The following is a 25,765-nucleotide window of genomic DNA, read 5'->3' on the forward strand; positions in this document are numbered from 1 at the left end:
AAATAACTCAGGTGTTCATCGAATCGAAGAAATCCGAATTGGTCTTGGTTTGTTTGAGTTTTCCAATCAGGAATTCAATCGCATCCGTCGTCCCCATCGGGTTGAGGATCCGGCGCAGAACAAAGGTTTTCTGCAGATCGATCTTATCAACCAACAGATCTTCTTTTCGTGTGCCGGATTTGAGGATGTCGATGGCCGGGAACACACGCTTGTCAGCGATCTTGCGATCGAGAACAATCTCGGAGTTGCCCGTGCCCTTGAACTCTTCAAAGATAACTTCGTCCATCCGGCTGCCTGTGTCGATCAGGGCCGTGGCGATGATGGTCAGCGAACCGCCCTCTTCGATGTTTCGTGCCGCACCGAAGAAACGCTTGGGGCGTTGCAGGGCGTTGGCATCCACACCACCTGTCAGAACTTTACCGGAGGAAGGAACAACGGTGTTGAACGCACGACCAAGTCGCGTGATGGAATCGAGCAAGATCACCACGTCGCGCTTGTGTTCAACCAGACGCTTAGCCTTTTCGATGACCATGTCGGAAACCGCCACGTGACGCGTCGCCGGTTCGTCAAAGGTAGAGGACACAACCTCCCCTTTCACGGACCGTTGCATATCGGTGACTTCTTCCGGCCGTTCGTCGATCAGCAGGACAATCAGATAACACTCAGGATGGTTCTTTTCGATCGAGTTGGCGATATTTTGCAGCAGAACCGTCTTACCGGTACGCGGCGGCGCGACGATCAAGGAACGCTGTCCTTTACCGATGGGCGACACCAGATCAATGATCCGCGCGGAGCGGTCTTTGACTGTCGGATCTTCAACTTCCATCGTCAGACGCTCATCAGGGTAAAGCGGTGTGAGGTTTTCGAAAGCAACCTTGTGACGCGCCTTCTCAGGCTCTTCAAAGTTGATCTTTGTGACCTCGGTCAGGGCGAAGTACCGTTCACTGTCGTCAGGAGCCTTGATCAGCCCCTCAATGGTGTCTCCGGTCCGCAGGGACCACTGACGGATCATCTCGGGCGAGACATAGATATCATCCGGGCCCGGAAGATAGTTCGCCTCCGGAGAGCGCAGAAAGCCAAATCCATCCTGCAAAACCTCCAAAACGCCGTCACCGGAAATTTCCCAACCCTCATCCGCGCGTTCGCGCAGGATTTGGAACATCATTTCGCCCTTGCGCATCGTGGAGGCGTTTTCGATCTCAAGATCTTCGGCCATCGCCAAAAGGTTCTTGGGCGTTTGCGCCTTTAGGTCAGCGAGGTTCAGCGTATCGGTTGTCATGAATAATCCTGTGCAGCCCAGGCAAAAGCGGGGCTGTGCGTCATTGGAATGTAAATGCTAGGTCGCCCTCCCGGACGGGAAGGTGCGCTTGGTATAAGCAGAGGCCAAGAGACTGTCAATATTTCAGAATTTAACCACCACAGAGATCACGATCACGATCAGCAGAACAGTTGGCACTTCGTTCATCATGCGGAATTGCCGACCTGTGATGTGGTTCTCGCCTCGTTGAAATGCTTTCATGCGGATAACGAGCCAAGTGTGAAACAACGTCATCAGAATAACGCAGATTGCTTTGCTATAGGGCCAGACCGCAGACCAATCGACGATCCCTGGTGTGAAGGCCAAAAGCAGGCCAAAGGTCCAGGTGGCATGCATGGCGGGCCGCATGATCACATTGGCCAGTTTGAATTCCATCATTGCAAAGAGATCATGCTTTTCTCCGCTTAGCCCAGCCTGTTCGGTATGATGCACAAACAATCGCGGCAGATAGAACAGCGCGGCCATCCAAGCGATGACCGAGATGATATGAAAGGATTTCGTCCAAGGGTAAGCAAGGGCAAGCAGATCAGACATATCCCACTCCGTTCTTTCGGCCCTTCTTATAATAATAAGAAAGATAAGAAAGGTGATGTTGTTTGTAGGGAGCAGAAAATCTGTGGATTAAAGAATTACTCAAGGTTTATCCCGAACTGAAGAACTCTGAACCTGTTCTGTGCATATAAATTGATTAAAGGAAATTTAATTAAATTAAATCAAATGGTTAAGACATAAAATGGGTAAAAATATCGTGGATAACTCAAGGGATAAACTGCGCCATAACCGATTCCTCCCACGTCGAGAGTTTTCCTTATCCTATTGGGTGGGAATCGCGAACAAACCAGCGGTTTTGGCAAAAACCGTCAAACCTGCCCTCAGCTTTTGAATTCTGCATCAGAAGTCCTTAAGAAATGCCTAACGTCACACACAAGGTTATCCACATGCCACAGCCGTTCATCCTGGCCTCCGGCTCTGTAATCCGCCACAAGCTGCTGGATCAGGCTGGTGTGATGCATCAGATCACCAAACCGCGTGTTGATGAAGAGATGATCAAAGCCGCGCTTTTGGCAGAGGAGGCAACGCCTCGCGATATTGCCGATGCCCTGGCCGAGATGAAAGCCACAAAGATCAGCGAAAAACACCCCGGTGCCTTGGTTTTGGGTTGTGATCAGGTGCTGGACCATCGCGGCACTTTGTTGTCCAAGCCCGAAACTCCCCAGGACGCCATCACCCAACTTCAATCATTGCGAGGGGATCGGCACAGTTTGCTGTCGGCTGCCGTCCTTTGCGAAGATGGCAAACCGATCTGGCGGCATGTCGGACAAGTACGTTTGCGGATGCGCGAAATCAGTGATGCCTATCTGCAAGACTATGTTGAACGCAACTGGGAGAGTATTCGCCACGCGGTTGGTTGCTATAAACTCGAAGAAGAAGGTGTACGTCTGTTTTCCAACATACAGGGGGATTACTTTCATGTCCTTGGTATGCCACTTTTGGAACTGCTCAATTACCTGACCCTGCGCGGAGATCTTCCCACATGACTTTGGCAAAAATACCCTTGGCCGGCGTGATTGGATCTCCGATCGCGCATTCCAAATCGCCGCAGGTTCATGGGCATTGGCTCAAGACCTATGGCATTCAGGGGCATTATATTCCGATGGATGTCGCCGCCGCTGATCTTGAACAGGTGATCCGAAGCTTGCCTCGCATGGGATTTGTCGGGGTGAACGTGACAATCCCCCACAAGGAAGCGGTGATGCAGATTGCGGACCTTGTGACGGACCGCGCCATCCTTATCGGTGCATCAAACACGCTGATATTCCGCAAAGATGGCAAAATTCATGCAGACAATACAGATGGTTATGGGTTTCTCGAAAACCTGAAGACGGGCGCTCCAAACTGGCAACCGAAGTCAGGGCCTGCCGCGATCCTGGGTGCTGGCGGCGCGGCGCGGGCGGTGATTGCGTCACTTTTGGATGCGGGTGTGCCAGAAATTTACATTTCCAACCGCACGCGCGTCCGGGCTGAAAAACTGGTGTCGGATTTTGGCAATCGTCTGCGCGTGTTTGACTGGGTTCAGGCGGGCAACATGTTCGACGATGCCGCGCTGGTGGTGAACACCACATCACTTGGTATGGTCGGCAAAGGTGAATTGCGTGTCCCGCTGGATGGCCTGACAAAAAACACCGTGGTCACTGATCTGGTCTATGCGCCGCTGAAAACCAACCTTCTGGCAACCGCAGAAGAGATGGGGTGCACCACTGTCGATGGCTTGGGCATGTTGTTGCATCAAGCGGTGCCGGGCTTTGAACGTTGGTTTGGCAAACGACCCGAAGTGGACCGCGCCACCCGTGCGGCGGCGTTGCGCTAATGTTTCTGCTGGGGCTGACCGGATCTATCGGTATGGGCAAATCCACGACTGCCCAGATGTTCGCCGACGAAGGCTGCGCCGTTTGGGATGCGGATGCGGCGGTACATCGGCTTTATGCAAAGGGGGGGGCAGCGGTGCCGTTGTTCGCTGAGGTCTTTCCGCAAGCCATCGTCGATGGCGCGGTGTCTCGACCAGCCCTCAAAGATATCATCGCAAGTGACCCCAACGCCTTGAAACAGATCGAACAGATTGTGCATCCGCTGGTCGGTCAGGACCGAGCCGATTTCATCGCAGCCGCGAACACCGATATCATCGTCTTGGACATCCCGATCCTGTTTGAAACCGGCGGTGACGCCCAGATGGATGCGGTGGCCTGTGTGACCGTCGATCCACAAATCCAAAAAGAACGGGTGATGGCACGCGGCACCATGACCGAAGCGCAATTGGAAACAATCCGCGCCAAGCAGATGCCGAACGACGAAAAATGCGCACGATCAGATTTTGTTATCCCCACGGACACCCTTGAAACAGCGCAAAAAGCAGTAAAATCCACACTGCGCAGCATTCGGGAGAGGCTAAACCATGCGTGAGATTGTTCTCGATACGGAAACAACGGGCTTTGATCCCGAGAGCGGCGACCGGATTGTCGAAATCGGCGCGGTGGAACTGATGGGGCATGTCGCCACCGGCGAAACCTATCATGTTTACATCAACCCTGAACGCTATATGCCCGATGAGGCGTTTCAGGTGCATGGGCTTGGGGATGAGTTTCTTGCTGACAAACCCAAATTTGCGGAAATTGGCCAGAGCTTTCTGGATTTTATTGGCGATTCCAAACTGATCATTCACAACGCCTCGTTCGACATCAAGTTTCTCAATGCAGAGCTGAAATGGATGAACCTGCCGCAGATCCCTTGGGAACAGGCCATTGATACGCTGGCCATCGCCCGCAAACGGTTCCCCGGTTCCCCGGCATCGCTGGATGCGTTGTGCCGCAGGTTTGGCATCGACAACAGCTCCCGCACCTTGCACGGCGCTTTGCTCGACAGTGAAATTCTGGCGGAAGTCTATCTGGAGTTGATCGGCGGCCGACAGCCGGATTTTGCACTGTCATCAGCACCGGATCAGAAATCTGGGACGGTTGTCGAGGCCTGGAAAGCCAAACCACGGCCAAACCCCCTGCCCTCACGGCTCAGCGAGGAAGAAGCCGCCGCCCATGCCGAGTTTCTCGGGCAACTGGGCGACGACGTGCTTTGGTCTAAACTTTAAGCGTTCTCGGGAGACGCCTCGGAGGCTTCTGCCTGACGGCGGGCCACTTCGTTGCGATACATGGACATGAAGTCGATGTTTTCGAGGTTCAGCGGCGGGAAGCCACCGTCACGGGTAACATCGCTGACCACGCGGCGCAGGAACGGGAAGATCATACGCGGGCATTCGATCAACAAGAACGGGTGGATCTGGTCGTCTGGCACATTCTCGATGTGGAAAATGCCGACATAGTCGATCTCAAGCACAAACAGCGTCGTATCCGTGCCTTTGTTCTTGGACGTTACGTTCAGCTTGATCGCGCTTTCGTACTGGTGGTCTGTGCCGTGTTTTTTCGCATCAAGGTTCACCTGAACCTGCACATCTGGCTGCACGTCAGACGGAGCGCCCTGTTGTGCCATGATGTTTTCGAAAGACATGTCGCGGATATATTGCCCCAAGACACGCATTTGTGGTTGTGCTGGTGCTGCTTCTTCGGCCATCGGATTTTCCCTCAAGAAATATAAATCTCAGGGGACTTAGCAGGTTGGCACGCGGCCCTCAATGCTTTGTCCAGCCTGAGGGGCCACTGTCCCGGTCAGCCGGTTCGGAAATTTCGTGGTAGTCGCCATCAATGATCTCGTCCTTATGCGGATCAGATCGGGGCGGGCCGCTGCGTTGTGTGAAGCCTTGAACAGTAAACCGCGCTCGGATTGCACGGAATGCGGCCTGTCTGAACTGCGGCACCAACAACGCGAACCCAACGGCATCGGTGAAAAAACCCGGCGTCAGCAACAAAGCGCCGGCAAAAAGGATCATCGCACCGTGCACCAGCGGTTCGGTGGGATCGCGCATATCGGAAAAAGAGCTGCGAAGTTGTCCCAAGGCCATTATCCCCTGATTGCGCACCAACCATGTGCCCAAGACCGCTGTGACAAGCACAATTGCCAAGGTCCAGCCAAGACCAATGGCACCCCCGATTTGGATAAACAGGCTGATCTCGATCAGGGGTACAGCGATAAATGCGATCAAAAGCCACATATGCAAACGTCCTTTCAGGTGGGGCGGAGTGGACTTGCCCCAGTCAAGCACCTACATAAGAGCTTAACTGATATGTTTCCATGGTTTGCCCAAATGAGGTCCCGATGAATTCACCTATAATACAGCTTCTGGTCTTGGCCGGTATTGCGGTATTCCTGATTTTGCGCCTGAAAAACGTGTTGGGAACGCGCGAGGGTTTTGAAAAACCTCCCGTCATCGATCATGAGCCGGCACGCCGTTCTGGCCCTGCTTTCGAAGTGATCGAAGGTGGGCCGGATCTGGACATCACCGACCACGTTCCAGAAGACAGCGACGCTGCCAAGGCGCTGGCCGAGATGAAGCGGCTTGAGCCTTCCTTTGGCGTCAGTGATTTTCTCGGCGGCGCACGCGGCGCCTATGAAATGATCGTAATGGGCTACGAGCGTGGCGAATTGGCCGAGATCCAGCCATTCCTGTCCGAAGATATCTATGAAAGCTTTGTTGACGGCGTGGCTGCTCGCGAAGATCAGGGACTGACCATTGAAGCCAACTTTATCGGCGTGCGTGAGATGGAGTTGGTGAATGCCACACTTGATCCGGACACCAAGGAGGCGGAGATGACGATCCGTTTCGTGGCTGAACTGACGTCTGCCGTGCGTGATCGTGGCGGTGATATCGTTGAGGGCAGCGTCACGGACATCAAACGCCAGAAAGACACCTGGGTGTTTGCCCGCATCATGGGCTCGGATGATCCGAATTGGCTGCTGGTCTCTACAGACGGGTAACCGGTGCGCTTGCCGCACTGGCCATGGCGGGGATCGCTGAGGTGAGCCCTGCAAACGCCAGTGATGTGACCTATCAAGTGTTGTCCTTTGAACAGCTGAACGGCTGGGCAAAGGACGATCACGGCAAGGCGCTCAAGGTTTTTCTCAACACCTGCCGTGACATGAAAGACCCCGATTGGCGGTCATTGTGCCAGTTTGCCGAAGCCGATCCCGAACCGCGCCAGTTTTTCGAATTGTTCTTTCGCCCTGTTCTGATCGAGGACGGCCAAGACCCCCTTTTCACTGGCTATTTCGAGCCGGAGCTGGACGGCGATCTGTATCGGTCGTCCCGCTATCGCTATCCGGTTTACAAAATGCCGCCAGAGGCATTGCGCAGCAATCCCTGGCTGACCCGCCGGGAGATCCTGACCAGTGACGTGATGACGGGCCGCGGGCTTGAAATTGCATGGGTCGATGATCCGGTAGAGTTGTTCTTCTTGCAAATCCAGGGATCTGGTCGCATCCGCCTGCCCGGTGGGCGGTCCATACGCGTTGGCTATCGCGGCTCCAACGGGCATCCCTATAGATCCATCGGTGTGGAATTGGTGCGCCGCGGTATATATGACGCCCATCAAGTGAGTGCGCAGGTGATCAAAAACTGGGTGCGGCGCAACCCGGTGCAGGGGCGCGATCTTTTGTTTCACAATCCCTCTTACGTGTTCTTCCGCGAGGTCAGCAAAGTGCCTGCAGATCAAGGGCCATTGGGCGCCATGAATCGCTCGGTGACAGACATGCGATCTGTGGCTGTTGACCCGCGATATGTAACATTGGGTGCGCCCGTTTGGTTGGAGAAAGACGGCAAAAACCCATTACGCCGTTTGATGATTGCGCAAGACACAGGATCCGCGATCAAGGGCGCGCAGCGGGCCGATATCTTCTTTGGCACCGGTGATCGCGCCGGTCGGGCGGCGGGCAAGCTGCGCGATCCCGGACGCATGGTTGTGCTGATGCCGATCCAACGCGCCTATGCTCTGCTACCGGAAAGCGCGATATGAAAAAGCGTGGTTTGAACGACGAAGATCTGGCGCTCTGGCGCAGGGTAACGGACCGGACAGAGCGGCTTGACCTCAAATCGCTGTTCCGGGCCGAGATTGACGCCCCCCACCCGACCGCGCCCGCCATCCGCCGCGCCCAAGCTGCGCTGAGCGGTAAGGGCAGCGGGATGCCGCGCAAGGCGCCCACATCTGTTTCGCCGGCTTTTGCTGATCCGCTTGGGCCGGCTTCGGTTCAGATGGACAAGAAAGCCTTTACCAAGCTCAAGCGCGGCAAGATCAAACCCGAAGGCAAGATCGACCTGCACGGCATGACCCTTGATCAGGCGCATCCGGTGCTCAACCGGTACATTCTGAACGCCCATCGCAATGGCAAACGTCTGGTTCTGGTGGTCACCGGCAAGGGCAAGCGCCGCGATGAGGGTGGGCCAATTCCCGTTCGATATGGTGTGTTGCGCCATCAGGTTTTGCACTGGCTGAATGCGCCGCCCCTGTCATCCGTGGTGATGCAGGTCAGCCAGGCCCATGTCAGCCATGGGGCCGATGGTGCCTACTATGTCTACCTCAGGCGGCACCGCTAGCGGCCCAAAGTGGGCCGGTATTTGACGATGCCAAATGTTGCAAGGCCCGCGGCGGCAAAATAATAGACGGCGATGGGCAACATTTGATCGGGAAAATCCACCCCAAAATCAATGAACGCACCGGTGATACCCGGCCCAATCGCAGACCCGAATACCATCAGCGCCGCCGCGACAGATTTGATCGATCCGATATGGCGCGTGCCATAATATTCGGGCCAGAATGCTGAGGCGCCGGTGGATTGGAGCCCCTGCCCCACACCAAAGATCATCAAACCGATGCCCGCCCAAAAGATCGTATCGGCATAGGCCAACACCGCAAAGCCGAGGCCGAACGGGATCATCTGAACCGGCACAACGCGGCTGACACCAAAGCGGTCAATCGCCCAGCCCGAGGCGAAGGTCGCAACCACCGCAGCCAGCGTATAGACCGGCATCAAGGCGACAAAGGCGACAAGTTCCCATCCCTTAACCTCGACAAGATGCACTTGCTGAAAAAACAGTGCGGTGCCCCAGGCGGAAGGGCCGACTACCATCGGAATCATCAGGAAAAACAAGCCAGAGCGCAACATTTCACCGCGCGTCCAATGACGGCCATGCATCCCGGCGATCTGCGCCTCGTCCGCCATGCTTTGCGGTGTACGCTCTTGGCGCAGGAGGATCAGCAGGAATGGAATGGTCAGGATCACCAGCGCCGCCGCAAGCAGCCAAAGATCGCGCCAATGCATCACGGCAAAGAGCGCGACAAACACAACCGGCAAAATCGCCTGCCCCGCTGCGAAACCCATGGAGGCGAGCGACAACGCCTTGCCGCGCGATGCCTCGAACCAACGCACCATCGCCACCGCGCCCAGCTGTGACATCATCCCCTGTCCCGTCAGCCGCAGCGCATAGATGACAAGAACCAGAAATATCCATTGGGTCACCCAAGCCATCGCAACACAGGCCAAGGCGAGACCAACCATCACCAACAGCGCCAATGCCCGCACACGAAACCGGTCCGTCAGGACGCCTGCCCAGATCATTGTGATCGCGGAAAGGGTTGTCCCGATGGTGTAAATGCCGCCCCATTGTCCGTCAGACAGGCCAAAATCACCTTTGATTTCACCCGCGAACAACGAGATGAAATAGGTTTGCCCATAGGACGAGGTGAATGTGATCAGAAAGCCGGCCAGCAAAAACAGCCAGTTCCGGTGCATAAATCGGAAATAGTCCATTCCCTTTCATCGGTCAGGTGAAAGGGAATGAAAAGAGACAATCTTTGGATGAGGCCAGCGGCGGCGCCGGTCTTATATGTGGTTGTCGCCCACCTGCTAGCTTATCAAAGCACGTAGCGGCTCAGATCCGCAGAGCGTGTCAATTCGCCAAGGTTCTGTTCAACGAACGCGGCATCCACCACCACTTCGTCTCCGGATCGGTCCGGCGCGGTAAAGGACAATTCCTCAAACACCCGTTCCATCACGGTATAAAGCCGCCGTGCGCCAATGTTCTCGACCGATTGGTTCACATCCGCTGCGATCTTGGCCAAGGCCGCGATCCCTTCGGGGGTGAAGGAAACGGTCACTTCTTCGGTGCCCATCAACGCGGTGTATTGCAGCGTCAACGCGTTGTCGGTTTCGGTGAGAATGCGCACAAAATCCGCCTCGGTCAGCGCGCGCAACTCAACCCGGATTGGCAAACGCCCCTGCAATTCCGGCAACAGGTCGGATGGCTTTGCGATGTGGAACGCGCCAGAGGCGATAAACAGGACATGATCAGTCTTTACCGGCCCGTGTTTGGTGCTGACGGTGGTGCCTTCGATTAGAGGCAACAGATCGCGCTGCACACCCTCGCGGCTTACATCGCCGCCACGGGCATCAGATCGGGCACAGACCTTGTCGATCTCATCAAGAAAGACGATCCCGTTCTGCTCAACCGCCTCGATCGCCGCCCGCGTGACGGTTTCATCATCCAGCAATTTATCGGCTTCTTCGCTGATCAGGGTTTCATAGCTTTCTGCAACCGACAGACGCTTTTTCGTGGTGCGTCCGCCCATCGCCTTGCCGAACATTTCGCCAAGGTTCAGCATCCCCGCCCCGGGTTGTCCGGGGATATCCATCATCTGGAAGGGGTTGGAATTGTCCGAAAGCTCCAGATCGATCATCGTATCGTCGAGCTCACCCGCTTTGAGCTTTTTGCGGAACATCTCGCGGGTGCCTTCGCGGGCGTCCGTCCCCGCGATGGCATCGATCACACGCTCTTCGGCTGCTTTATGGGCACTCGCCTTGACGTCTTCGCGCATATGTTCGCGGGTCATCGCGATAGAGGCATCGACCAGATCGCGCACGATCTGTTCAACATCGCGCCCGACATAGCCCACTTCGGTAAACTTGGTCGCCTCAACCTTGAGAAACGGCGCGCGGGCCAGTTTGGCCAAACGGCGGCTGATCTCGGTTTTGCCAACACCAGTGGGCCCAATCATCAGGATGTTTTTTGGGTACACTTCATCACGCAGATCGTCCGAAAGCTGTTTGCGCCGCCAACGGTTGCGCAGCGCCACGGCCACGGCACGCTTGGCGTCTGCTTGGCCAATGATAAAACGGTCAAGTTCCGAGACGATTTCACGGGGGGTCAGATCGGTCATTGGCTGATTTTCTCCACGGTCAGGTTGCCGTTTGTGTAAACGCAGATGTCAGAGGCAATGGCCATCGCATCCCGGGCGACAGCTTCGGCGTCGCGGTCGCTGTCGATCAGGCCCCGTGCGGCCGCCAGGGCAAAATTTCCACCTGATCCAATGGCCGCCACATCATGTTCAGGCTCCAGCACATCACCTGCACCGGTGATTACCAACAGGTCGTTGCCGTCGGTCACTATCAACATCGCCTCAAGTTTCTGCAGATATTTGTCGGTGCGCCAATCCTTGGCCAATTCCACACTTGCACGGGCCAATTGGCCGGGCGTCGCTTCAAGCTTGGCTTCCAGACGTTCCAGCAAGGTAAAGGCGTCGGCGGTCGATCCGGCAAATCCGGCAACCACGTCAAACCCGCCCGGAGACAACCGCCGCACTTTGCGGGCTGTTCCCTTAATCACGGTCTGGCCAAGGCTCACCTGACCGTCCCCCGCAATCACCACTTCACCGGCCTTCTTGACCCCAATAATCGTGGTCCCGTGCCAGCCGGGAAAATCCTGATGTGCCATGCGCGGCCTCCTGTCTGCTTGGGGACTATATGGCCTTCTCGCTGGTTGCGTACAAGGGTGGCTGCCCTTGCCCGCCCTTTGATCTCTGGATAGCGTTCCTTGATGAAAGAACTTTGCATATATCTGGAGCCTGATCTGCGCAAAAGCGCGGAGGCAGGTGCGCATAATTTTATCAATCTGGTGCGTGATGTTGCAGAGAAATCCTTATTTAGGGTCACATTTCATGATCAGCCAGCCGTCAAAGGCAATGCCAGCACTTATACCCTGTCTCACATGTCCGCCCCACCCGCCGAGCGCGGTTTGGTGTTTCGGCGGGCCTATCACTATCCGTTCTGGCAAATCGAGGCGACAACAGAGCGTTGGCGATGGGATGTTGCCAAGGCCAGATTTGACCCGGCAATCCATCACCCCGATGCCAAGCGTTTCTATTCTTATTGGCAGAACCGGCTTTTTGGCGCGGCGGCCGGCCAGGCAACCAAGGACGGATATATCTATGTTCCGCTTCAGGGTAAGCTAACCGCACACCGCTCATTCCAACGATGTTCACCGATAGAGATGATTGAGCATTGTTTGAGGCATGGCGGCGCACGACCGGTTGTGGCCTGCTTGCACCCCAATGAAACCTATTCGGCAGCAGAATTGACGGCGCTTGATGAACTTTCGGGGCGCCACAGCCAATTGTCGGTCGAAACCGGCAATATGGAACAACATTTGCAGCATTGTGATTTTGTCGTCAGCCAAAACTCAGCCGCGGCCTTTGCAGGATACTTCTTTGGTAAACCTGCATTGCTGTTTGGCAAAATTGACTTTCATCACATCGCCGTGGCCGCAGATATCGCGCATTTGTCAGATAGCTTTCATGCCGCCGCCACTGCGCAACCAGCGTTTGATCGGTATGTGCATTGGTTCTGGCAGCAAAACTGCATCAACGCGGGGAAGCTCGACGCGAAGGGCAGAATTGCATCGCGTTTTCAACGATTTGGCTGGCCTATAGAATAAGGGCGCCCACTTGGGACGCCCTCAAACCATCTTATCATCAAAGCCTTAGATCGACTCTTCGATCCAGCTTTGCAGCGCTGCTTTTGGCTTGGCGCCTGCCATGTTGGATACGACCTGACCATCTTTGAAGATGAACAACGCCGGAATGCCGCGCACACCCATCTGGGCAGGTGAATTCGGGTTCTCGTCCACGTTTACTTTGACGATCTTAACTTTGCCGTCCATTTCTGCGGACAGTTCTTCCAAAGACGGGCCGATTTGTTTGCATGGGCCGCACCATTCGGCCCAGAAATCCACCACGACTGGGATATCTGAATTTTTGACTTCGGCGTCGAACGTTGAGTCCGTAACTGCGACGGTGGCCATGATGCTCTCCTGACAGGAATTGGGTTCGAACAGAACCTATGAACGCATGCCCCCCGCGTCAAGATATGGCGAGCACTCTAGCGCGGATGTCACAATATTGTGGGGCAATTCCATCAACTGGCAAGTCGATGTCCATAGAATGGCTGTGCGGATGTCACGATCCGGGTAGATCTGCGCGAGCATCCTCGCATAGGCGCCCATCTGCCGAAGAATACCGTCGGGACACTGTTCCGGTCTATCCGGTACGATCCGATTGGTTTTGAAGTCTACAGCCGTGACCGCACCATCGGTTATGATCAACCTGTCGATCAATCCGTGTAGTCGGGCCTGTCCGATTTGGGCTGTTATCGGAACCTCGGCCAATGTGCCGGGCGCAAAAATACCGGCGAGGGCAGGGGCATTCAAAACTTGCAGAGCCTCTTGATAGGCCTGTTCTGTCATTTCCGGAGCGTCTGCCGAAACCATTTGCGTGGCAGCGCTTGCACGGTCCAAAGCGGAAAGTGGTGCCAGACGCTCCAACATATTATGCACCACTGTCCCGTAAAGCATGGCGCGCTCCTTGTCCTCTCCTGCATCTCCGGGCAAGGCCTTTGCGCCACCGAGATCAGATGGAGAAAGCGCCCCTTGCTTTAGAGAATAGATGGGCGCAGGTGTCGCAAAAACAGGGTCTAACTCAGTGTTTTCTTCAAGATCGGTCACATGATCAACCGTATCAAGGCTGTCCCAATCGCCCTCCGCAAACCGCAAAGTGCCATCATCCCCCACAGGAACAGCGTTTGCATGACCCATCGCTGCTTGGGCAATTTGATACCAGGACGATCCATCATTTGACAGATCCCCGGCAGCAGCAACAATCAGCCATTTTTCCGCGCGGGTCATCGCCACGTATAGCAATCTCAACCGTTCCTGAAACTGCGCGTCTTTCATGCTGTCGATGGTTTTCCTGAGGGCCGCTGGCATATCCGCTGCGGCGGCCTTCCAAATTGGTACACCTTCCATCCGGACAATTTCATCCTTGACAGTGATGTCGCGTCGCCCCGTATCGGGCAAGATAACAATGGGCGCCTCAAGCCCCTTTGCTCCATGCACCGTCATCACGCGGATCTGGTCCGAGGCACTATCGATCTGGCGCTTGATCTCCAGATCGTCAGTTTGCATCCAGACGATAAAGCCGGTCAAGCTGGGCACATTGCTGCGCTCATAGGACAAGGCCTGCGACAGCATCGCGTTGATCCCATCCTCAGCCTCGGCGCCCAAACGAGCCAATAATTTGCGGCGTCCATCATGCCGGGTGAGGATGCATTCGATCAAATCATACGGGCGTAGAAAATCAACGCGCGCCCGCAGATCCTCTAATTTAGAAACTGTTTCCGAATGATCTTCCCGATTGCGCAACGCCTGCCAGAGATGGCGTTCACTGCGCCGGTGGGCGAGATCGAACAACATCTGTTCGGACCATCCAAACAGGGGCGATTTCAACGCGGTCGCCAAAGACAGGTCATCATCTGGCGTCGCCAGGAATGACAACAACGCCGCCAGATCCTTGACGGCAAGTTCCGCCCCAACTTTCAGCCTGTCCGCCCCCGCAATTGGCAGGTTCGCGGCCTTACAAGCACGAATAATCTCGGAAAACAGGGCAGAGCGGCGCTGCACCAGGATCAAGAAATCACCGGCACGAACACGGCGGCGGGCAAAGACGCCGGGCGTATCGGTGTCTTCGGGAATGTAGTGTTCTTCGTTGATCAGCGTGGCGATCCGTGCCGCGATTTGCTCGGCGAGGATGACACTGTGATGCCGGGCACTGCGCCTGTCCACCGGATCGGTCCAGATGCGGTCTTCGTTGTCGTCCGCTTTTTCCACCACAGGCCACAGATCAACACGGCCGGGCAGGGCGGCTTTGAACGGTTTGTGCTGCGTTTTTTTGTCGAGACCGGATTGAAGGTCTGGATCAAAAGCAGTGTCTACAAGGCGTAAAATGGCCGAAGAGGACCGAAAGGAATAGTCCAGACTGCGATGCTGAAACAGTTTGCCGGCCTCGACGATCTTTTCCTCAAACATCAGACTTTTACGATCAAATTCCAACGGGTCGGCGCCCTGAAAGGAATAGATCGATTGCTTCTTGTCACCGACCACAAACAGGGTCCGTTCAACGTCAGACCGCGCACCGGACCCGCTGTAAAACTCGTCTGTCAGGCGCTCGATCACATCCCATTGCCGTGGCGAAGTATCCTGCGCCTCGTCAACGAGAATATGATCAATCCCCCCGTCAATGCGGAACAACACCCATGCGGCGACGGCCTTGTCGGTCAAAAGGGCGCGGGCCTTGAGAATGAGATCGTCGAAATCGAGCCAGCCACGCGCCTGCTTGGCGGCCTCATAGCGCGCTAGGAATGCCTTGGCGAACTTGTGCAGCGCGTTGGTTTTCTCCGCCAATGCCAAAGCCAGACGCGCCTCGCGGGCCTCTTCGACCCGCATCATAAGTTGTTCTAGCGCAGGCATCGCATCTGCGATGACCTTTTGTGTGGGTTTGGTTGGGAAACTGCCGATCTTTGCAGTAAACGGGGATTTTGCGCCTGCTCCGGTCAGGAAAACACCTTCGAGGGTTGGGAGGGCAGACAAATCAAATGACCCGATTTGCGCCAAAACATCTCCGGCTTTGGTGTCGTTTCCACCTTTCGCAATCAAATGGGGCGTGATTCCTTTTATGAGATCTGCCTCGCTTCCCAAAAAGACCGATTGTTCGATCGAAGCGCGGCTGAGGTCCGGTTCCTGACCCAAAAGTTGCAGCAATTCCGGCCAATCTGGAGAGGCTGCAAAAGCGTCACGCAGCCCGACAATACTGCGGGTCAGCTTGCCAAAATCCTCACCGGTGTAGAACCGTGCAATTTCCGCAATCAGGGGGCCATCATGATCTTCCGCCATGGCATCCACGATGTCTGCACGCAGCAAGTCTGCTGCGCGATCTTCGATCTCGGAAAATTGTGGACTGACTCCCGCCTCGAGTGGAAAGCGCCGCAATAGAGACGCGCAAAAGGAGTGGATGGTCTGAATCTTCAGACCACCCGGCGCCTCAATCGCCAGTGCAAACAAGGTGCGTGCCTTGCGCAGTTCAGCGGGATCAAGATCATCGCTCAGGCCCAGATCAGCCATCGCTTTGCGCAAGGCGGCATCATCAAGCATGGCCCATTCGCCAAGACGCTTAAAAAGCCGGTTTTGCATCTCTGATGCGGCGGCTTTTGTATAGGTCAGACACAAAATATGCTGTGGCTCGACACCGCTGAGAAGCAGCCGCGCCACCCTGTCCGTCAAAACCCGCGTTTTGCCCGACCCTGCGTTCGCCGCGAGCCAAGTAGAGGCATCTGGCCGTGCCGCATCAATCTGGGCGCGGGTGGCATCGTCAAAGTCCGGCATCATGTCAGATCCTCCGGCGAGGCAACTGTGGTTCCGTCCCATTCGCCAAAGCGGGCAAGCTGGTCATAATCGCCTGCCGCCTCTTCGGTTTTGACCATTCGGCGGGATGTGAACCCTTGCGCTGCGGTGAGGTAGCTCGCGATCAATTCTTGCAACCCTGCCAGCACTTCGGCGGGGGGCTCCTCATCCAAGGGGGCGGAAATTTCGACTGGTTTCGACCCTAAACCGATGAAAATCGCATTTGCGACCGGTGCTGCACCCACCTCGGCAAAGCCGCCTTCTTCGACCATCGCCGCTTCGATCAGAAGTTGTTTGTCGAACAGTTTTTGTTCTTTTTTGCTGGGCGGCGTGCCGGTCTTGTAATCATAGATCAGCGCATCGCCGGCATCAGTCAGGTCAATTCTGTCGGCAAAACCAGTGAGCGTGAAACCAAGTTCTTCGAAAACGTGTTTGCCGCGTGCGGCCTTTTCAAAGGCCACGGGGGAAGAATAACTTTGCCGTTTGGCCTCTTGCGCGATGAACCAATCGGCCACCCGCTCGATCCGCGCCAACCACATCGCACGAGCGGCCGGCCAGGGCGCTTCGGCTTCGAGAACCTCGCGGGCAATTGACAGCAGATGATCCTTGGTCAAATGCGCCGCATTGGCGCTGACGGATTTGACGAACCGTTCCATGATTTCATGCAAAACAATGCCGCGCACCGGGGCGTCCGGGGATTGTACCAGTGGATTGATTTGTCTCAGGCGCAATGTGTGTTTGGCATAAATGGCATAGGGATCGCGGATCAAGCGCTTGATCTCGGTGACAGAAAGCGCGTGCGGGCGGGCAATGACAGGCGGGCGGGGCGATGGGCGCGGGGCAGGGGTGCTGCGGATGGTTTCTTCCAATGCCCGCACTTGTTTGGTCCAGTATTCTCCACGCGCGCGCATCGCGGCCCAGGCTTTGGCACCGTCTTCTTGCGGCAAACCGTTCAGCAGATTGCCCAAACGGTTGAGCCATCGTGATGGCACGGTTTCTGCCTCGTCTGATCTGATTGCGCGTGTGATCCAGACCTCCGGAGCGGCGATGGCCTGTTGATAATCATGCGCGGACAGACCGATGCGCCGCTCAGGAAGCAGCAAACCGGCTTGCAGGCGCATCTGGCGGTTGAGCCATGGATCGGGCGGCGGTGCTTCGGGCCATGTGCCATCATTCAAGCCGCCCATAATGACCAGATCAGCGCCCTGAACACGGGCCTCCAAGGTGCCCCAGATCATGACGCCGGGATGCGGCGCATCGCGGTCACGCACTTCGCCACCCGATAGAACAGCACCCAGCAGATCTGTAAAATCACCGGCAGACATGGCGCCGCCGAAGACGGCTTGCTGAGACAAATCCGCCATCAGTTTTTCCGCCGCCTGTCCGGCCTTGCGACGCCACAATTCGTGGTCGGCTGTGCCTGACGGACCAGCCGCAATCCTACCTGCAAGATCGAGATGGCGCTGCACCCAAGTGGTCAAGGCCTGATCACCAGTGGTTGCATGGCAACAAAACGTTTGACCAACCCAATTGGCCCACTCAAGAAATGCACCCGGCTCTTCGATCTTGTCCGCGGCCTTCTGCGCGATCCGGGCAAGGCCGTCTGGATCGGGATAGGGCAAACCATCGCGGCGGATCTGCATCTCAAGGCGCTGGGTATGCAGCTGATGCAGGTTCCGGTCCGCACCACTATGGGTGAGCGGGTGTTTGAGCAAAGTCAGCAAGGCCTCTGCATCCAGCTTGCGCAGAAACAACGCTGCAACATGGCGCAGAAACCGGCCCGGTGGCGACAATTGCAGCGGCGTGCCTGCACTGTCGTCCGGAAGGATATTCCAACGATCCAGCGCCGAGGTCACTTGCCGGGTCAACATCCGGTCGGGCGTGATCAACGCAGCGGTTTTCCCCTCTTCGACCGCCTTGCGAAGGCGCAGTGCGATGGTCAATGCCTCGATGCGCGGCGTTGGTGCCTCCACAAGGGTCATCCCAGCCGTTGCAGCGGTCAGACCGGCCAAGTCCGGTCCCTCGCTGAGCCATGCATGGGTGACAGGTGCCGGGCGCAAAGACAGGGAAACAAGCGCATTGCGGGTGGGTGACGGTGCATCCCCTTTGGCCCAGGGGCGGATATCCTTGCGCGGCAATTCGAGCGCCTGCATCAAGTGCCGAAACCGGTATTGCGGGTGGTCCTCGGACAGCAGTTCCTGATCCAGCTGCGCCCAAACCGCGGTGGGCATGTCAAAGTCAAACCCCGGCAGGACAAGCGCACCCTGCGGCAGCTTTGCCACCGCCTGCATCAGCAATGAGGTGGTCCCGCGCGAGCCTGTGGAACCGGCAAGGATCACGGGATTTTGCGGTGGATTGGCCTGCCATGCGGCAATAATTTGCAAGGTCAATTGCCTTTGCCGCGCTTCTGCATCCGGCGCGCTGCCCGTTTGGCCAAGATAGCCGTGGGCAATTTCGATAAACCTTTTGGCGCGATCCCAATGCCCGGATTGATCGCTGACATCGAGATTCTCAATGGCGCTGATATCAACGCCTTCTCCCTGCATTTCGTCCATCAACGCCGCCAGACTGTCTGACAAGGCATAAAGCGATGCACGCGGGGCCAATGTAGGGTCTGCCTCCAACAGACCGGACAGCAATTGAATAAGCTCAAGCCGCCGTTGCAGAGCAGGGATTGCAGGCGGGGCTGTGACGCCGGGCACCAATGTGTCCAATTCTCCCAACAACCGGATGCGGGGCAAAAACCCTGCTGGCCCATTGTCGAAAATATCCCGCAAGCGCCGCGCCATCCGGCGGGTGTTCACGATCAGATCAACCCGCGCCATTGCATCCGGCGGCGCATCTTTCAGCCGCACGCGAAGACCGTCCGCAAGCGCGGCAGGAAAATCTACACCTGGGGCCAATCCAAAGACTCTGGCGCTATCTGATGGATCAAACATGGTGCTGCTCCAGCATTTCTTCGGCCAATGCGATTCCGCCGGGATGCCCCACGTCACACCACTTTCCGGGGTAGCGCAGTCCGCATAGCCGCCCTTTGGACTGCATCATGTCCCACAAAAGGTTGAGGGAAAATACGCGGTCTTTGATGTCGTGCAAAAGTTCTGTTTTGATGATCTGAATGCCGCCGTAAACAACGCCCGGACCGCGCGACAATGTGCCGTCGTCAGCCAGCGTAAAATCTCCAGATCCGGCATGACCCACCGCCTGTGCGGTTGGAACACAGACCAAAAGCGCATCCATCGTCGCTGGGTTCCAGGCATCGCGCAGCAGATGCAACGGGTTCGGCCCGGCCCAGATCGCATCGGTGTTCATGGTGAATACCGGACCTTCGCCAAGCAAAGGCAACGCATTTCGCAAGCCCCCGCCGGTGTCCAGAATATCGGGCGTTTCGATCAAAGTCTCAACGCCCTGCACCTCAAGATGATACTGCAGCTTTTGCGGCTTATAGTGCAGATTGGCGACCACGCGCCCCGTGCCATGGGTCAGGTCCAATGCGTGATCCACCAGCGCCTTGCCCGCGACCTTGATCATTGGTTTCGGCTGATCCTTGGTCAGGTGTTTCATCCGCGTGCCAAAACCGGCGGCAAACATCATTACGGCTGTGGGGTGGTCGCGCATCGGTTTTTCAAATCCATCAAAAATTCAGGTGTCGGGCGGGCAAGAAAGGGATCAAGCAGGTCTTTCACCTCGTGCAGGTCGGGGTGTTCCAGGTTGCGCATCACATAGCCCCAGACCCGCGGGATCATATCGACATAATGGGCCTTGCCATCCCGCAGGCAAAGCCTTGCAAAAATACCCAGAATGCGCAGATTTCTTTGCAAGCCAAGCGTGGCATAGGCGTTTTGATACTCTGTGTGCGGCCTGTCTGTGCAGGCGAGATAATGATCGATCATCGCAGCTTCGATCATTGGATCCACATCGCGGCGGGCGTCTTGCATGATTGATACCAGATCATAGGCGGGATGCCCCAACAGAGCGTCTTGAAAGTCCAAGATACCAACGCGCGCCGCGCCTGTCCGGTTGGGCAACCAAAGCAGGTTTTGCGCATGGTAATCGCGCAGGATCACGACCTGCTCTGATTGTGAAACCCTCTCGGCAAGCGGGCGGAACACATTCTCGAACGCGCGGCCAAGATGGTCAAACCCTTCAGGAACGTACCAATCAAAGAACAGCCCCGTCATTTCAATCAGCCAATCGGCATCACACAGGGGCAAGGATGGCAGCGGCGCGGTGTGCAGTTGGACCAGCACATCAATACTGGCGCGATAAAGCGGCAGTTGCGCCTCGGCGTTCTTTGCCATGAGATCGGCAAAAAGATCATCACCAAGATCCTCAATGATCAGAAACCCTTCCTCTGCATTCTGATGATAGATCTGCGGTGCGGACAATTCTTGGCCGTGCAAAAAATCGGCGATTGCGACAAACGGCCGGACGTCTTCGCCTTTGTGGGGCGGGGCATCCATGAGGATGGCGGTTTCGCCGTTGGCACGGGTCAATCGGTCATACCGGCGGTTTGATGCATCTCCCGCGACCAGCGCGCGGCCAGCATCGGACCAGCCGGACCGGGCCAAGAATTGATCCAGCCGGATCGCGCGATCGCTCATGGATGAATTGCTCCGAGCTTGTCCGCCCATTTGGACCCTTTCCAACGCATCATCAGCTGTCGGGCGTTGTCATCTTCGCCGGGCTCGATGGAGATGTGAAGGGCATTGTCCGGGGTCAACGGCCCAAGCCTGTCAGGCCATTCGACCAGACAAACGGCACTCTCGAAGGCATCGGTCAATCCCAGCTCTTCAATCTCGAAAACCGAGGTGAGACGGTACAGATCAGCATGCCAGATCTCGCCGATATCGGTGTCGTAGGTTTGCACCAAGGTGAAGGTTGGCGAGGGCACATCTTCTGGCATGTCCAGCACCGATTGGATCAAAGATCGCGCGAAATGGGTCTTCCCTGCGCCGACATCACCGGTCAGCAAAATGACGTCTCCTGCGGTCAGTCGGGAGGCCAATCTTGCGGCCAAAAGGGTCATATCATCCGCGCCGGAGATTGATACTGAAAGATGATGTGCAGACATGCCATATGGTGACGGCCATGCCGGATGACTGCAAGATCAAAGCGGCGCTTGGTCAGCTATTTTTCCAGCTCATCGCGGCGCGATGCGGCGGGGTCATTTGCAGCGCTTCGATTGCGAAATCGAACCAAGGTAGAACCCGAGGCAATCCCCCGTACTTCGCAGGTCAACGCGTCGCCGTTCTTGAGGTACAGTGTCATATCCCAAGGGGTTCCGGTGCCGCGTTCAGAGATGCATTTTGCAATTTCCGGCCAAAGGGCGCTGGGCTGGCAAAGCCGGGACCACAGATCAATGCAATCGCCAATCGTGGTTTCGACAAAGCCGGTACCGGGGTCGTGGCCCCACAAATCCCGATAGGCCAGATTGCAACAGGTCAATGCGCCGCTGGCCGAAAACACAACCAAGCCATCCTCGACCACATCAATCAGGGATTGTCCCAGCTCAAGCTCGCTCCGAAAACTGCGGGTCAAGGATACTTCGGCGCTGATATCTTCAAACAGGAAAGCGGTGGCGCCGTCCGGGTGCGGCCTTCCTTCCACGCTAAAGGTGCGCCCGTCTTCGAGGTTCCAGGTTTCCTCATAGGAGGTGTCGGACGCAGCCGCGATCAAATCAGTGATGGCCTGCCGCCAGGAGGCATAATTCTTGGGTTCCGGCATTATGCGGTCTTCGCGCAACTGGTCAAAAAAGGACAATATCTGCGGGCGGCTGCTGAGAAATTTTGGCGTCAGATGTGTCAGGTCCACGAGCGCCGGATTGAACAGAACCAACTGTCCGCGCCGATCAAATATGGCCAAACCCACCGACAAATGCGCAAAGGTCTTGGCGAGGCTCTGGACAAAGTCGCGCTGGGCTTGTTCGGCCTCAACCAATGCGTTGATGCAGTTGGCGTGGCACACAGTGATGCTGCCCATCTGGATGGATGTCACCTCGTACCAATCGGGCAAATCAAGAGGATCAAGGCGCAGGGTCACACGGCGCGGTCCATCGCCGGACGTGATCGGAAAAAGCGGTGTTTCAGGATCGGCATCTGGCCCCCGTGCAAGCTCATGCAGAACGGTGTAGGCGGGGTTTGACCAACAGACCGCACCCTCAGCGTTCAGATGCCAAACCGGGTTGATCATTGTATCGCTGCTAAGCCGAAGCGCGTTCATCTCCTGCGCGATGGCAGGTGTGATCGGGGTGGTGGTGGACGGCTCTTCAACGGGGGTCAGCGTGACCCAACACAGGGCGTCACGCCAACGCAATTCAATGTTATGCGGCGGCGCTGCCTGCCCTTGGGGCTGCAACACAACGCTGCCTTGCGGGCCTGAGCCGGGCACCGGGGGAAAATCAGGAAATGTCGGGATCAATGTGTCGCGGATATCCTGCCATGCGTGCAGACCCGGCTCGACTGCGAAATGCCGCAGGGCGCTGTCGGTGCCATGTTGCAGGACGCCATCGGTGAACAGCAGCGCCATCGGTTCAATCGGTGTGGTGGCGGTGACATGGGACCGGGACAGATAACTTTGCGCCAAGCCAGCGGCCACAATGGCCGTCAGGACAATGACAACAATCTCAAAGAGTTCCAGAAACAAGCCACACCTCCGCAGAGATTAACAAAGCATGGAAAGTGGGTTGAAATAGTTAACAAACCATTAATGGCTCTGGGTGCGCCTTAATTTATGAAGTGATTAGAGGGTTTTGCCCCAATGGCTGCTCATGGTCGCGGGTGTTGAGGGTCCGGCGCGGCCATGTCACCTCGACCACGGCGCCAGTGCGATCCCCCGCTTTGCGGTCGTCACTGCCATTCGCAAACCGCAGCGTCGCACCTGACCGCTCCAGCAAGGTTTTTGCGATGAAAAGGCCCAGCCCCATGCCTTCGTATTCCGGTCTTGCGGATTTGTTCTTTTCGGGTGAACGGCGGCGCATGAACGGATCGCCAATCCGGCCCAGAAGATACGGTGGAAAGCCCGGACCGTCGTCAATAATGCGCACGGTGACGGTTTCATCGGTCCAATCGGCGCTGACCCACACCCGTTCGCTTGCGAAATCAACGGCGTTTTGCACAAGATTGCGCAGCCCGTGTACAATCTCGGGTTTGCGCAGGATCAAGGGCTGGCTTTTGCGCTGGGCGGCAGTGAAGGCCTGATCTATCAACACCTCCTTGCCCCGGTTCATATGCGGCTCTGCCGCCTCCAGAACCACCGTCTCAAGTGGCGCTTTGTGCAGGTGCAAATCATCTTTTCCCGCACTTCCCATATCGCGCAGAATGTCGCGGCATCTGTCTGCCTGATCGCGGATCAGGGCTGCGTCATCGGCAAGGTCAGGATGGTCAGCCAGGTCATTCATCAATTCGACACTGGTGAGTTTGATCGTCGCAAGCGGTGTGCCAAGCTCATGCGCGGCGGCGGCGATGACGCCGCCCAGATCGGTCAGCTTTTGTTCCCGTGCCAGGGCCATTTGCGTGGCCGAAAGGGCATCCCCCATCGAGTGAACCTCGGTCGTGACGCGCCGCGAATAGGCGCTGGTAAACACAATGGCGATGATCAAGGCGGTCCATTGACCAAAAATGAACAGGCCCGGAAGGCGCAGGATGTCCCCGTTTTGGCTGGTGAGCGGAAGGTGAAAGACCGCCAGCCCAGTGACCAGAATAATGGCTGTGGAACACAGCACCACGGTGGATCGCAGGCTAAGCGCGGTGGCCGAAATGGTCACTGGCCCCAAAACCAAAAGAGAGAAAGGATTGTTCAAACCGCCGGTCAGGAACAGCAAGAATCCCAATTGCAACAGATCGAACATGACCATCAACAGGTTTTCGCGTTCGGACAGGCGCTTGTTTTCCGGAAACACCAGCGTCGCGACCAGATTCCCGATTACCGATGCGCCGATGGCAAGGTAGCAGAACCCCAGTTCCAGTTGCAGCCCATAAACCAGCTGGGCCACGGTGATGGCGATCAATTGGCCAGTGATCGCAACCCAGCGCAGCAGGATCATTGTGCGCAGACGGATCCAGTTGGCCCGCGTGCGCGCGGTGAGGGGTCTGATATTCGCCTGCGTCATCTGCGCACCTTATGTTTATTGGCCGTTACATCGCCGAAAATGTAGCGTAGGTCTGCCGCCGAGTCCGATCAAGACCACCGTTGGTAGGAGAGAATTATGAACCGCACGATCGCTATTTCAGCCGCCGCAGCCGCCGCCGCGCTTTTGCTGGGCACCTATTTTATTACTTCGGGAACCAAGAGCGACGATAAATTTGCCCAATGCCGGTCTGCTGCAGTCGCCGGAGAGTTGGGCGGCCCGTTCGAGTTGGTCAACGCCCAAGGTCAGACAGTCACCGACAAAGACGTGATTACAGAGCCAACATTGATCTATTTCGGGTATACCTACTGCCCCGATGTTTGCCCGCTTGATGTGGACCGCAACGCCAGCGCCATCGAGATCCTTGAAGAGCGCGGAACGATGGTGACACCGGTTTTCATCTCCATTGACCCTGCCCGCGACACACCTGAGGTGGTTGGTGAATTTGCCGAAGTCATGCATCCGCGTATGATCGGGCTCACTGGCTCTGCCGAGCAGGTCAAAGCGGCCAGCATGGCCTATCGCACCTACTACAAGGCGCATGAGGCAGTGGATGACGAATATTTGGTGGACCACTCGACCTTTAGTTATCTGGTGATGCCTGAAGAAGGGTTTGTCGAGTATTTCCGCCGCGAAACCACGCCCGAACAGATGGCAGACCAGATTGGGTGTTTTGTCGATCAACTCTGAGCGTTTGACGCGGCTTAGCGTCGCGCCATATGGTTAATGGTAGACGGAAATTTCCAGATGAGGCTGTGACCTGATGCAAGACACCCCAAATATCGGCGCGGACAAGTCACTATTGCTTGTGGATGATGATGAGCCGTTTCTGCGCCGATTGGCCAAGGCAATGGAAAAACGCGGCTTTGAAGTTGAGACCGCGGACAGTGTTGCCGCCGGCAAGGCCATCGCAACCGCGCGTCCGCCAGCCTATGCGGTGATTGATCTGCGGCTCGAAGATGGCAATGGCCTCGACGTGGTGGAGGTGCTGCGCGAACGCCGTGAAGATTGTCGGGTGGTTGTGCTGACGGGGTACGGTGCGATCGCCACGGCTGTTGCTGCGGTCAAGATCGGCGCGACGGATTATCTGTCCAAACCTGCGGACGCCAATGACATCACCAATGCGCTTTTGGTGCCTGAAGGGGACATGCCGCCGCCGCCCGACAACCCAATGAGCGCGGACCGCGTGCGTTGGGAACATATTCAGCGCGTGTACGAGCTGTGTGATCGCAATGTGTCCGAAACAGCGCGGCGGTTGAACATGCACCGCCGCACACTTCAGCGGATTTTGGCAAAGCGTTCACCGAGATAGGGTTTGACG

25 protein-coding genes are annotated in these 25,765 nt (G+C 56.5%); 10 read left to right on the forward strand and 15 right to left on the reverse strand.

Annotation, left to right across the window (positions count from 1 at the left end; genetic code table 11):
• Positions 1–7: 7 nt before the first annotated feature.
• Both rho and JNX03_RS13475 read right to left on the reverse strand, forming a co-directional pair.
• Positions 8–1,279, reverse strand: a complete 1,272-nt coding sequence (gene rho / locus JNX03_RS13470) for a transcription termination factor Rho (RefSeq protein WP_203209538.1) — start codon at positions 1,277–1,279, stop codon at positions 8–10.
• Between the two features lie 123 nt (positions 1,280–1,402).
• A complete protein-coding gene (locus JNX03_RS13475; protein ID WP_203209539.1) occupies positions 1,403–1,852 on the reverse strand; it encodes a CopD family protein in 450 nt (149 codons plus the stop codon).
• Positions 1,853–2,256: 404 nt separating this feature from the next.
• Here JNX03_RS13475 and JNX03_RS13480 point away from each other — a divergent pair, with 404 nt between their 5' ends.
• From JNX03_RS13480 to dnaQ, 4 genes are read left to right on the forward strand one after another with little or no spacing between them, the layout of a single operon-like run.
• Positions 2,257–2,856 carry a Maf family protein gene (locus JNX03_RS13480; RefSeq protein WP_203209540.1) on the forward strand — a complete coding sequence of 200 codons (600 nt, stop codon included), beginning with the start codon at positions 2,257–2,259 and terminating at the stop codon, positions 2,854–2,856.
• The gene (locus tag JNX03_RS13485) at positions 2,853–3,686 is read left to right on the forward strand and encodes a shikimate dehydrogenase (RefSeq protein ID WP_203209541.1); all 834 of its coding nucleotides are present in this window, start codon (positions 2,853–2,855) and stop codon (positions 3,684–3,686) included. Before JNX03_RS13480 ends, JNX03_RS13485 begins: the two co-directional genes overlap by 4 nt.
• Complete coding sequence (coaE, locus tag JNX03_RS13490; protein WP_203209542.1) at positions 3,686–4,276, forward strand: dephospho-CoA kinase; 591 nt, start codon at positions 3,686–3,688, stop codon at positions 4,274–4,276. The genes JNX03_RS13485 and coaE overlap by 1 nt, the downstream gene beginning before the upstream one ends.
• Positions 4,269–4,955: a DNA polymerase III subunit epsilon gene (dnaQ, locus tag JNX03_RS13495; protein WP_203209543.1), complete on the forward strand. Its 687-nt coding sequence runs from the start codon at positions 4,269–4,271 to the stop codon at positions 4,953–4,955. Before coaE ends, dnaQ begins: the two co-directional genes overlap by 8 nt.
• Here dnaQ and secB read toward each other — a convergent pair.
• Both secB and JNX03_RS13505 read right to left on the reverse strand, forming a co-directional pair.
• On the reverse strand, positions 4,952–5,434 hold the full coding sequence (secB, locus tag JNX03_RS13500) for a protein-export chaperone SecB (protein ID WP_203209544.1): 483 nt from the start codon (positions 5,432–5,434) through the stop codon (positions 4,952–4,954). The genes dnaQ and secB overlap by 4 nt on opposite strands.
• Before the next feature lie 58 nt (positions 5,435–5,492).
• Positions 5,493–5,972 carry an FxsA family protein gene (locus tag JNX03_RS13505; RefSeq protein ID WP_203209545.1) on the reverse strand — a complete coding sequence of 160 codons (480 nt, stop codon included), beginning with the start codon at positions 5,970–5,972 and terminating at the stop codon, positions 5,493–5,495.
• A gap of 104 nt (positions 5,973–6,076) precedes the next feature.
• Here JNX03_RS13505 and JNX03_RS13510 point away from each other — a divergent pair, with 104 nt between their 5' ends.
• Genes JNX03_RS13510 through JNX03_RS13520 form a run of 3 tightly spaced genes read left to right on the forward strand, consistent with a single transcriptional unit; the run spans position 6,077 to position 8,348 of the window.
• The gene (locus tag JNX03_RS13510) at positions 6,077–6,736 is read left to right on the forward strand and encodes a Tim44/TimA family putative adaptor protein (protein WP_203209546.1); all 660 of its coding nucleotides are present in this window, start codon (positions 6,077–6,079) and stop codon (positions 6,734–6,736) included.
• 23 nt (positions 6,737–6,759) lie between these two features.
• Complete coding sequence (gene mltA, locus JNX03_RS13515) at positions 6,760–7,770, forward strand: murein transglycosylase A (protein WP_203212246.1); 1,011 nt, start codon at positions 6,760–6,762, stop codon at positions 7,768–7,770.
• Positions 7,767–8,348: a Smr/MutS family protein gene (locus JNX03_RS13520; RefSeq protein WP_203209547.1), complete on the forward strand. Its 582-nt coding sequence runs from the start codon at positions 7,767–7,769 to the stop codon at positions 8,346–8,348. The genes mltA and JNX03_RS13520 overlap by 4 nt, the downstream gene beginning before the upstream one ends.
• On the opposite strand, the gene JNX03_RS13525 is transcribed toward JNX03_RS13520, so the two are convergent.
• From JNX03_RS13525 to hslV, 3 genes are all read right to left on the reverse strand, one after another.
• Positions 8,345–9,562: an MFS transporter gene (locus JNX03_RS13525; protein ID WP_203209548.1), complete on the reverse strand. Its 1,218-nt coding sequence runs from the start codon at positions 9,560–9,562 to the stop codon at positions 8,345–8,347. The two genes, JNX03_RS13520 and JNX03_RS13525, sit on opposite strands and share 4 nt — an antisense overlap.
• A gap of 104 nt (positions 9,563–9,666) precedes the next feature.
• On the reverse strand, positions 9,667–10,968 hold the full coding sequence (hslU, locus tag JNX03_RS13530) for an ATP-dependent protease ATPase subunit HslU (RefSeq protein ID WP_203209549.1): 1,302 nt from the start codon (positions 10,966–10,968) through the stop codon (positions 9,667–9,669).
• Positions 10,965–11,522 carry an ATP-dependent protease subunit HslV gene (gene hslV, locus JNX03_RS13535; protein ID WP_037906346.1) on the reverse strand — a complete coding sequence of 186 codons (558 nt, stop codon included), beginning with the start codon at positions 11,520–11,522 and terminating at the stop codon, positions 10,965–10,967. The genes hslU and hslV overlap by 4 nt, the downstream gene beginning before the upstream one ends.
• Before the next feature lie 102 nt (positions 11,523–11,624).
• Between hslV and JNX03_RS13540 the strand changes: the two genes are divergently transcribed.
• Positions 11,625–12,521 carry a capsular biosynthesis protein gene (locus JNX03_RS13540; protein WP_231024188.1) on the forward strand — a complete coding sequence of 299 codons (897 nt, stop codon included), beginning with the start codon at positions 11,625–11,627 and terminating at the stop codon, positions 12,519–12,521.
• A 45-nt stretch (positions 12,522–12,566) separates the two neighbouring features.
• On the opposite strand, the gene trxA is transcribed toward JNX03_RS13540, so the two are convergent.
• The 8 genes from trxA to regB all read right to left on the reverse strand — a co-directional run bounded on the left by trxA (position 12,567) and on the right by regB (position 24,426).
• Positions 12,567–12,887: a thioredoxin gene (gene trxA, locus JNX03_RS13545; protein ID WP_203209551.1), complete on the reverse strand. Its 321-nt coding sequence runs from the start codon at positions 12,885–12,887 to the stop codon at positions 12,567–12,569.
• Between the two features lie 36 nt (positions 12,888–12,923).
• Positions 12,924–16,301 (reverse strand): double-strand break repair helicase AddA, encoded by a 3,378-nt coding sequence (gene addA, locus JNX03_RS13550; protein ID WP_203209552.1) that lies wholly within the window; start codon positions 16,299–16,301, stop codon positions 12,924–12,926.
• A complete protein-coding gene (gene addB / locus JNX03_RS13555; protein ID WP_203209553.1) occupies positions 16,298–19,255 on the reverse strand; it encodes a double-strand break repair protein AddB in 2,958 nt (985 codons plus the stop codon). The genes addA and addB overlap by 4 nt, the downstream gene beginning before the upstream one ends.
• The gene (locus tag JNX03_RS13560; RefSeq protein WP_203209554.1) at positions 19,248–19,934 is read right to left on the reverse strand and encodes a nucleotidyltransferase family protein; all 687 of its coding nucleotides are present in this window, start codon (positions 19,932–19,934) and stop codon (positions 19,248–19,250) included. Before JNX03_RS13560 ends, addB begins: the two co-directional genes overlap by 8 nt.
• Positions 19,910–20,920 (reverse strand): aminoglycoside phosphotransferase family protein, encoded by a 1,011-nt coding sequence (locus JNX03_RS13565; RefSeq protein WP_203209555.1) that lies wholly within the window; start codon positions 20,918–20,920, stop codon positions 19,910–19,912. The genes JNX03_RS13560 and JNX03_RS13565 overlap by 25 nt, the downstream gene beginning before the upstream one ends.
• Positions 20,917–21,390 (reverse strand): tRNA (adenosine(37)-N6)-threonylcarbamoyltransferase complex ATPase subunit type 1 TsaE, encoded by a 474-nt coding sequence (tsaE, locus tag JNX03_RS13570; protein ID WP_203209556.1) that lies wholly within the window; start codon positions 21,388–21,390, stop codon positions 20,917–20,919. Before tsaE ends, JNX03_RS13565 begins: the two co-directional genes overlap by 4 nt.
• A gap of 56 nt (positions 21,391–21,446) precedes the next feature.
• On the reverse strand, positions 21,447–22,961 hold the full coding sequence (locus JNX03_RS13575) for a PAS-domain containing protein (protein WP_203209557.1): 1,515 nt from the start codon (positions 22,959–22,961) through the stop codon (positions 21,447–21,449).
• Between the two features lie 85 nt (positions 22,962–23,046).
• Complete coding sequence (regB, locus tag JNX03_RS13580) at positions 23,047–24,426, reverse strand: sensor histidine kinase RegB (protein ID WP_203209558.1); 1,380 nt, start codon at positions 24,424–24,426, stop codon at positions 23,047–23,049.
• Positions 24,427–24,522: 96 nt separating this feature from the next.
• Here regB and JNX03_RS13585 point away from each other — a divergent pair, with 96 nt between their 5' ends.
• Together JNX03_RS13585 and JNX03_RS13590 are read left to right on the forward strand one after the other, a co-directional pair.
• Positions 24,523–25,134 (forward strand): SCO family protein, encoded by a 612-nt coding sequence (locus JNX03_RS13585; protein ID WP_203209559.1) that lies wholly within the window; start codon positions 24,523–24,525, stop codon positions 25,132–25,134.
• Positions 25,135–25,207: 73 nt separating this feature from the next.
• On the forward strand, positions 25,208–25,756 hold the full coding sequence (locus JNX03_RS13590) for an ActR/PrrA/RegA family redox response regulator transcription factor (protein WP_025047458.1): 549 nt from the start codon (positions 25,208–25,210) through the stop codon (positions 25,754–25,756).
• The last annotated feature ends 9 nt before the right edge of the window (positions 25,757–25,765 follow it).

The sequence above is a fragment of the Sulfitobacter mediterraneus genome (genome assembly GCF_016801775.1).
In the GTDB taxonomy this organism is placed as follows: Bacteria; Pseudomonadota; Alphaproteobacteria; order Rhodobacterales; family Rhodobacteraceae; genus Sulfitobacter; species Sulfitobacter mediterraneus_A.

Bases quoted from the DNA above. Each gene is read 5' to 3' on its own strand.
- rho (WP_203209538.1), bottom strand. From the start codon at position 1,279: ATGACAACCGATACGCTGAACCTCGCTGACCTAAAGGCGCAAACGCCC.
- JNX03_RS13475 (WP_203209539.1), bottom strand. From the start codon at position 1,852: ATGTCTGATCTGCTTGCCCTTGCTTACCCTTGGACGAAATCCTTTCAT.
- JNX03_RS13480 (WP_203209540.1), top strand. From the start codon at position 2,257: ATGCCACAGCCGTTCATCCTGGCCTCCGGCTCTGTAATCCGCCACAAG.
- JNX03_RS13485 (WP_203209541.1), top strand. From the start codon at position 2,853: ATGACTTTGGCAAAAATACCCTTGGCCGGCGTGATTGGATCTCCGATC.
- coaE (WP_203209542.1), top strand. From the start codon at position 3,686: ATGTTTCTGCTGGGGCTGACCGGATCTATCGGTATGGGCAAATCCACG.
- dnaQ (WP_203209543.1), top strand. From the start codon at position 4,269: ATGCGTGAGATTGTTCTCGATACGGAAACAACGGGCTTTGATCCCGAG.
- secB (WP_203209544.1), bottom strand. From the start codon at position 5,434: ATGGCCGAAGAAGCAGCACCAGCACAACCACAAATGCGTGTCTTGGGG.
- JNX03_RS13505 (WP_203209545.1), bottom strand. From the start codon at position 5,972: ATGTGGCTTTTGATCGCATTTATCGCTGTACCCCTGATCGAGATCAGC.
- JNX03_RS13510 (WP_203209546.1), top strand. From the start codon at position 6,077: ATGAATTCACCTATAATACAGCTTCTGGTCTTGGCCGGTATTGCGGTA.
- mltA (WP_203212246.1), top strand. From the start codon at position 6,760: ATGGCGGGGATCGCTGAGGTGAGCCCTGCAAACGCCAGTGATGTGACC.
- JNX03_RS13520 (WP_203209547.1), top strand. From the start codon at position 7,767: ATGAAAAAGCGTGGTTTGAACGACGAAGATCTGGCGCTCTGGCGCAGG.
- JNX03_RS13525 (WP_203209548.1), bottom strand. From the start codon at position 9,562: ATGGACTATTTCCGATTTATGCACCGGAACTGGCTGTTTTTGCTGGCC.
- hslU (WP_203209549.1), bottom strand. From the start codon at position 10,968: ATGACCGATCTGACCCCCCGTGAAATCGTCTCGGAACTTGACCGTTTT.
- hslV (WP_037906346.1), bottom strand. From the start codon at position 11,522: ATGGCACATCAGGATTTTCCCGGCTGGCACGGGACCACGATTATTGGG.
- JNX03_RS13540 (WP_231024188.1), top strand. From the start codon at position 11,625: ATGAAAGAACTTTGCATATATCTGGAGCCTGATCTGCGCAAAAGCGCG.
- trxA (WP_203209551.1), bottom strand. From the start codon at position 12,887: ATGGCCACCGTCGCAGTTACGGACTCAACGTTCGACGCCGAAGTCAAA.
- addA (WP_203209552.1), bottom strand. From the start codon at position 16,301: ATGATGCCGGACTTTGACGATGCCACCCGCGCCCAGATTGATGCGGCA.
- addB (WP_203209553.1), bottom strand. From the start codon at position 19,255: ATGTTTGATCCATCAGATAGCGCCAGAGTCTTTGGATTGGCCCCAGGT.
- JNX03_RS13560 (WP_203209554.1), bottom strand. From the start codon at position 19,934: ATGCGCGACCACCCCACAGCCGTAATGATGTTTGCCGCCGGTTTTGGC.
- JNX03_RS13565 (WP_203209555.1), bottom strand. From the start codon at position 20,920: ATGAGCGATCGCGCGATCCGGCTGGATCAATTCTTGGCCCGGTCCGGC.
- tsaE (WP_203209556.1), bottom strand. From the start codon at position 21,390: ATGTCTGCACATCATCTTTCAGTATCAATCTCCGGCGCGGATGATATG.
- regB (WP_203209558.1), bottom strand. From the start codon at position 24,426: ATGACGCAGGCGAATATCAGACCCCTCACCGCGCGCACGCGGGCCAAC.
- JNX03_RS13585 (WP_203209559.1), top strand. From the start codon at position 24,523: ATGAACCGCACGATCGCTATTTCAGCCGCCGCAGCCGCCGCCGCGCTT.
- JNX03_RS13590 (WP_025047458.1), top strand. From the start codon at position 25,208: ATGCAAGACACCCCAAATATCGGCGCGGACAAGTCACTATTGCTTGTG.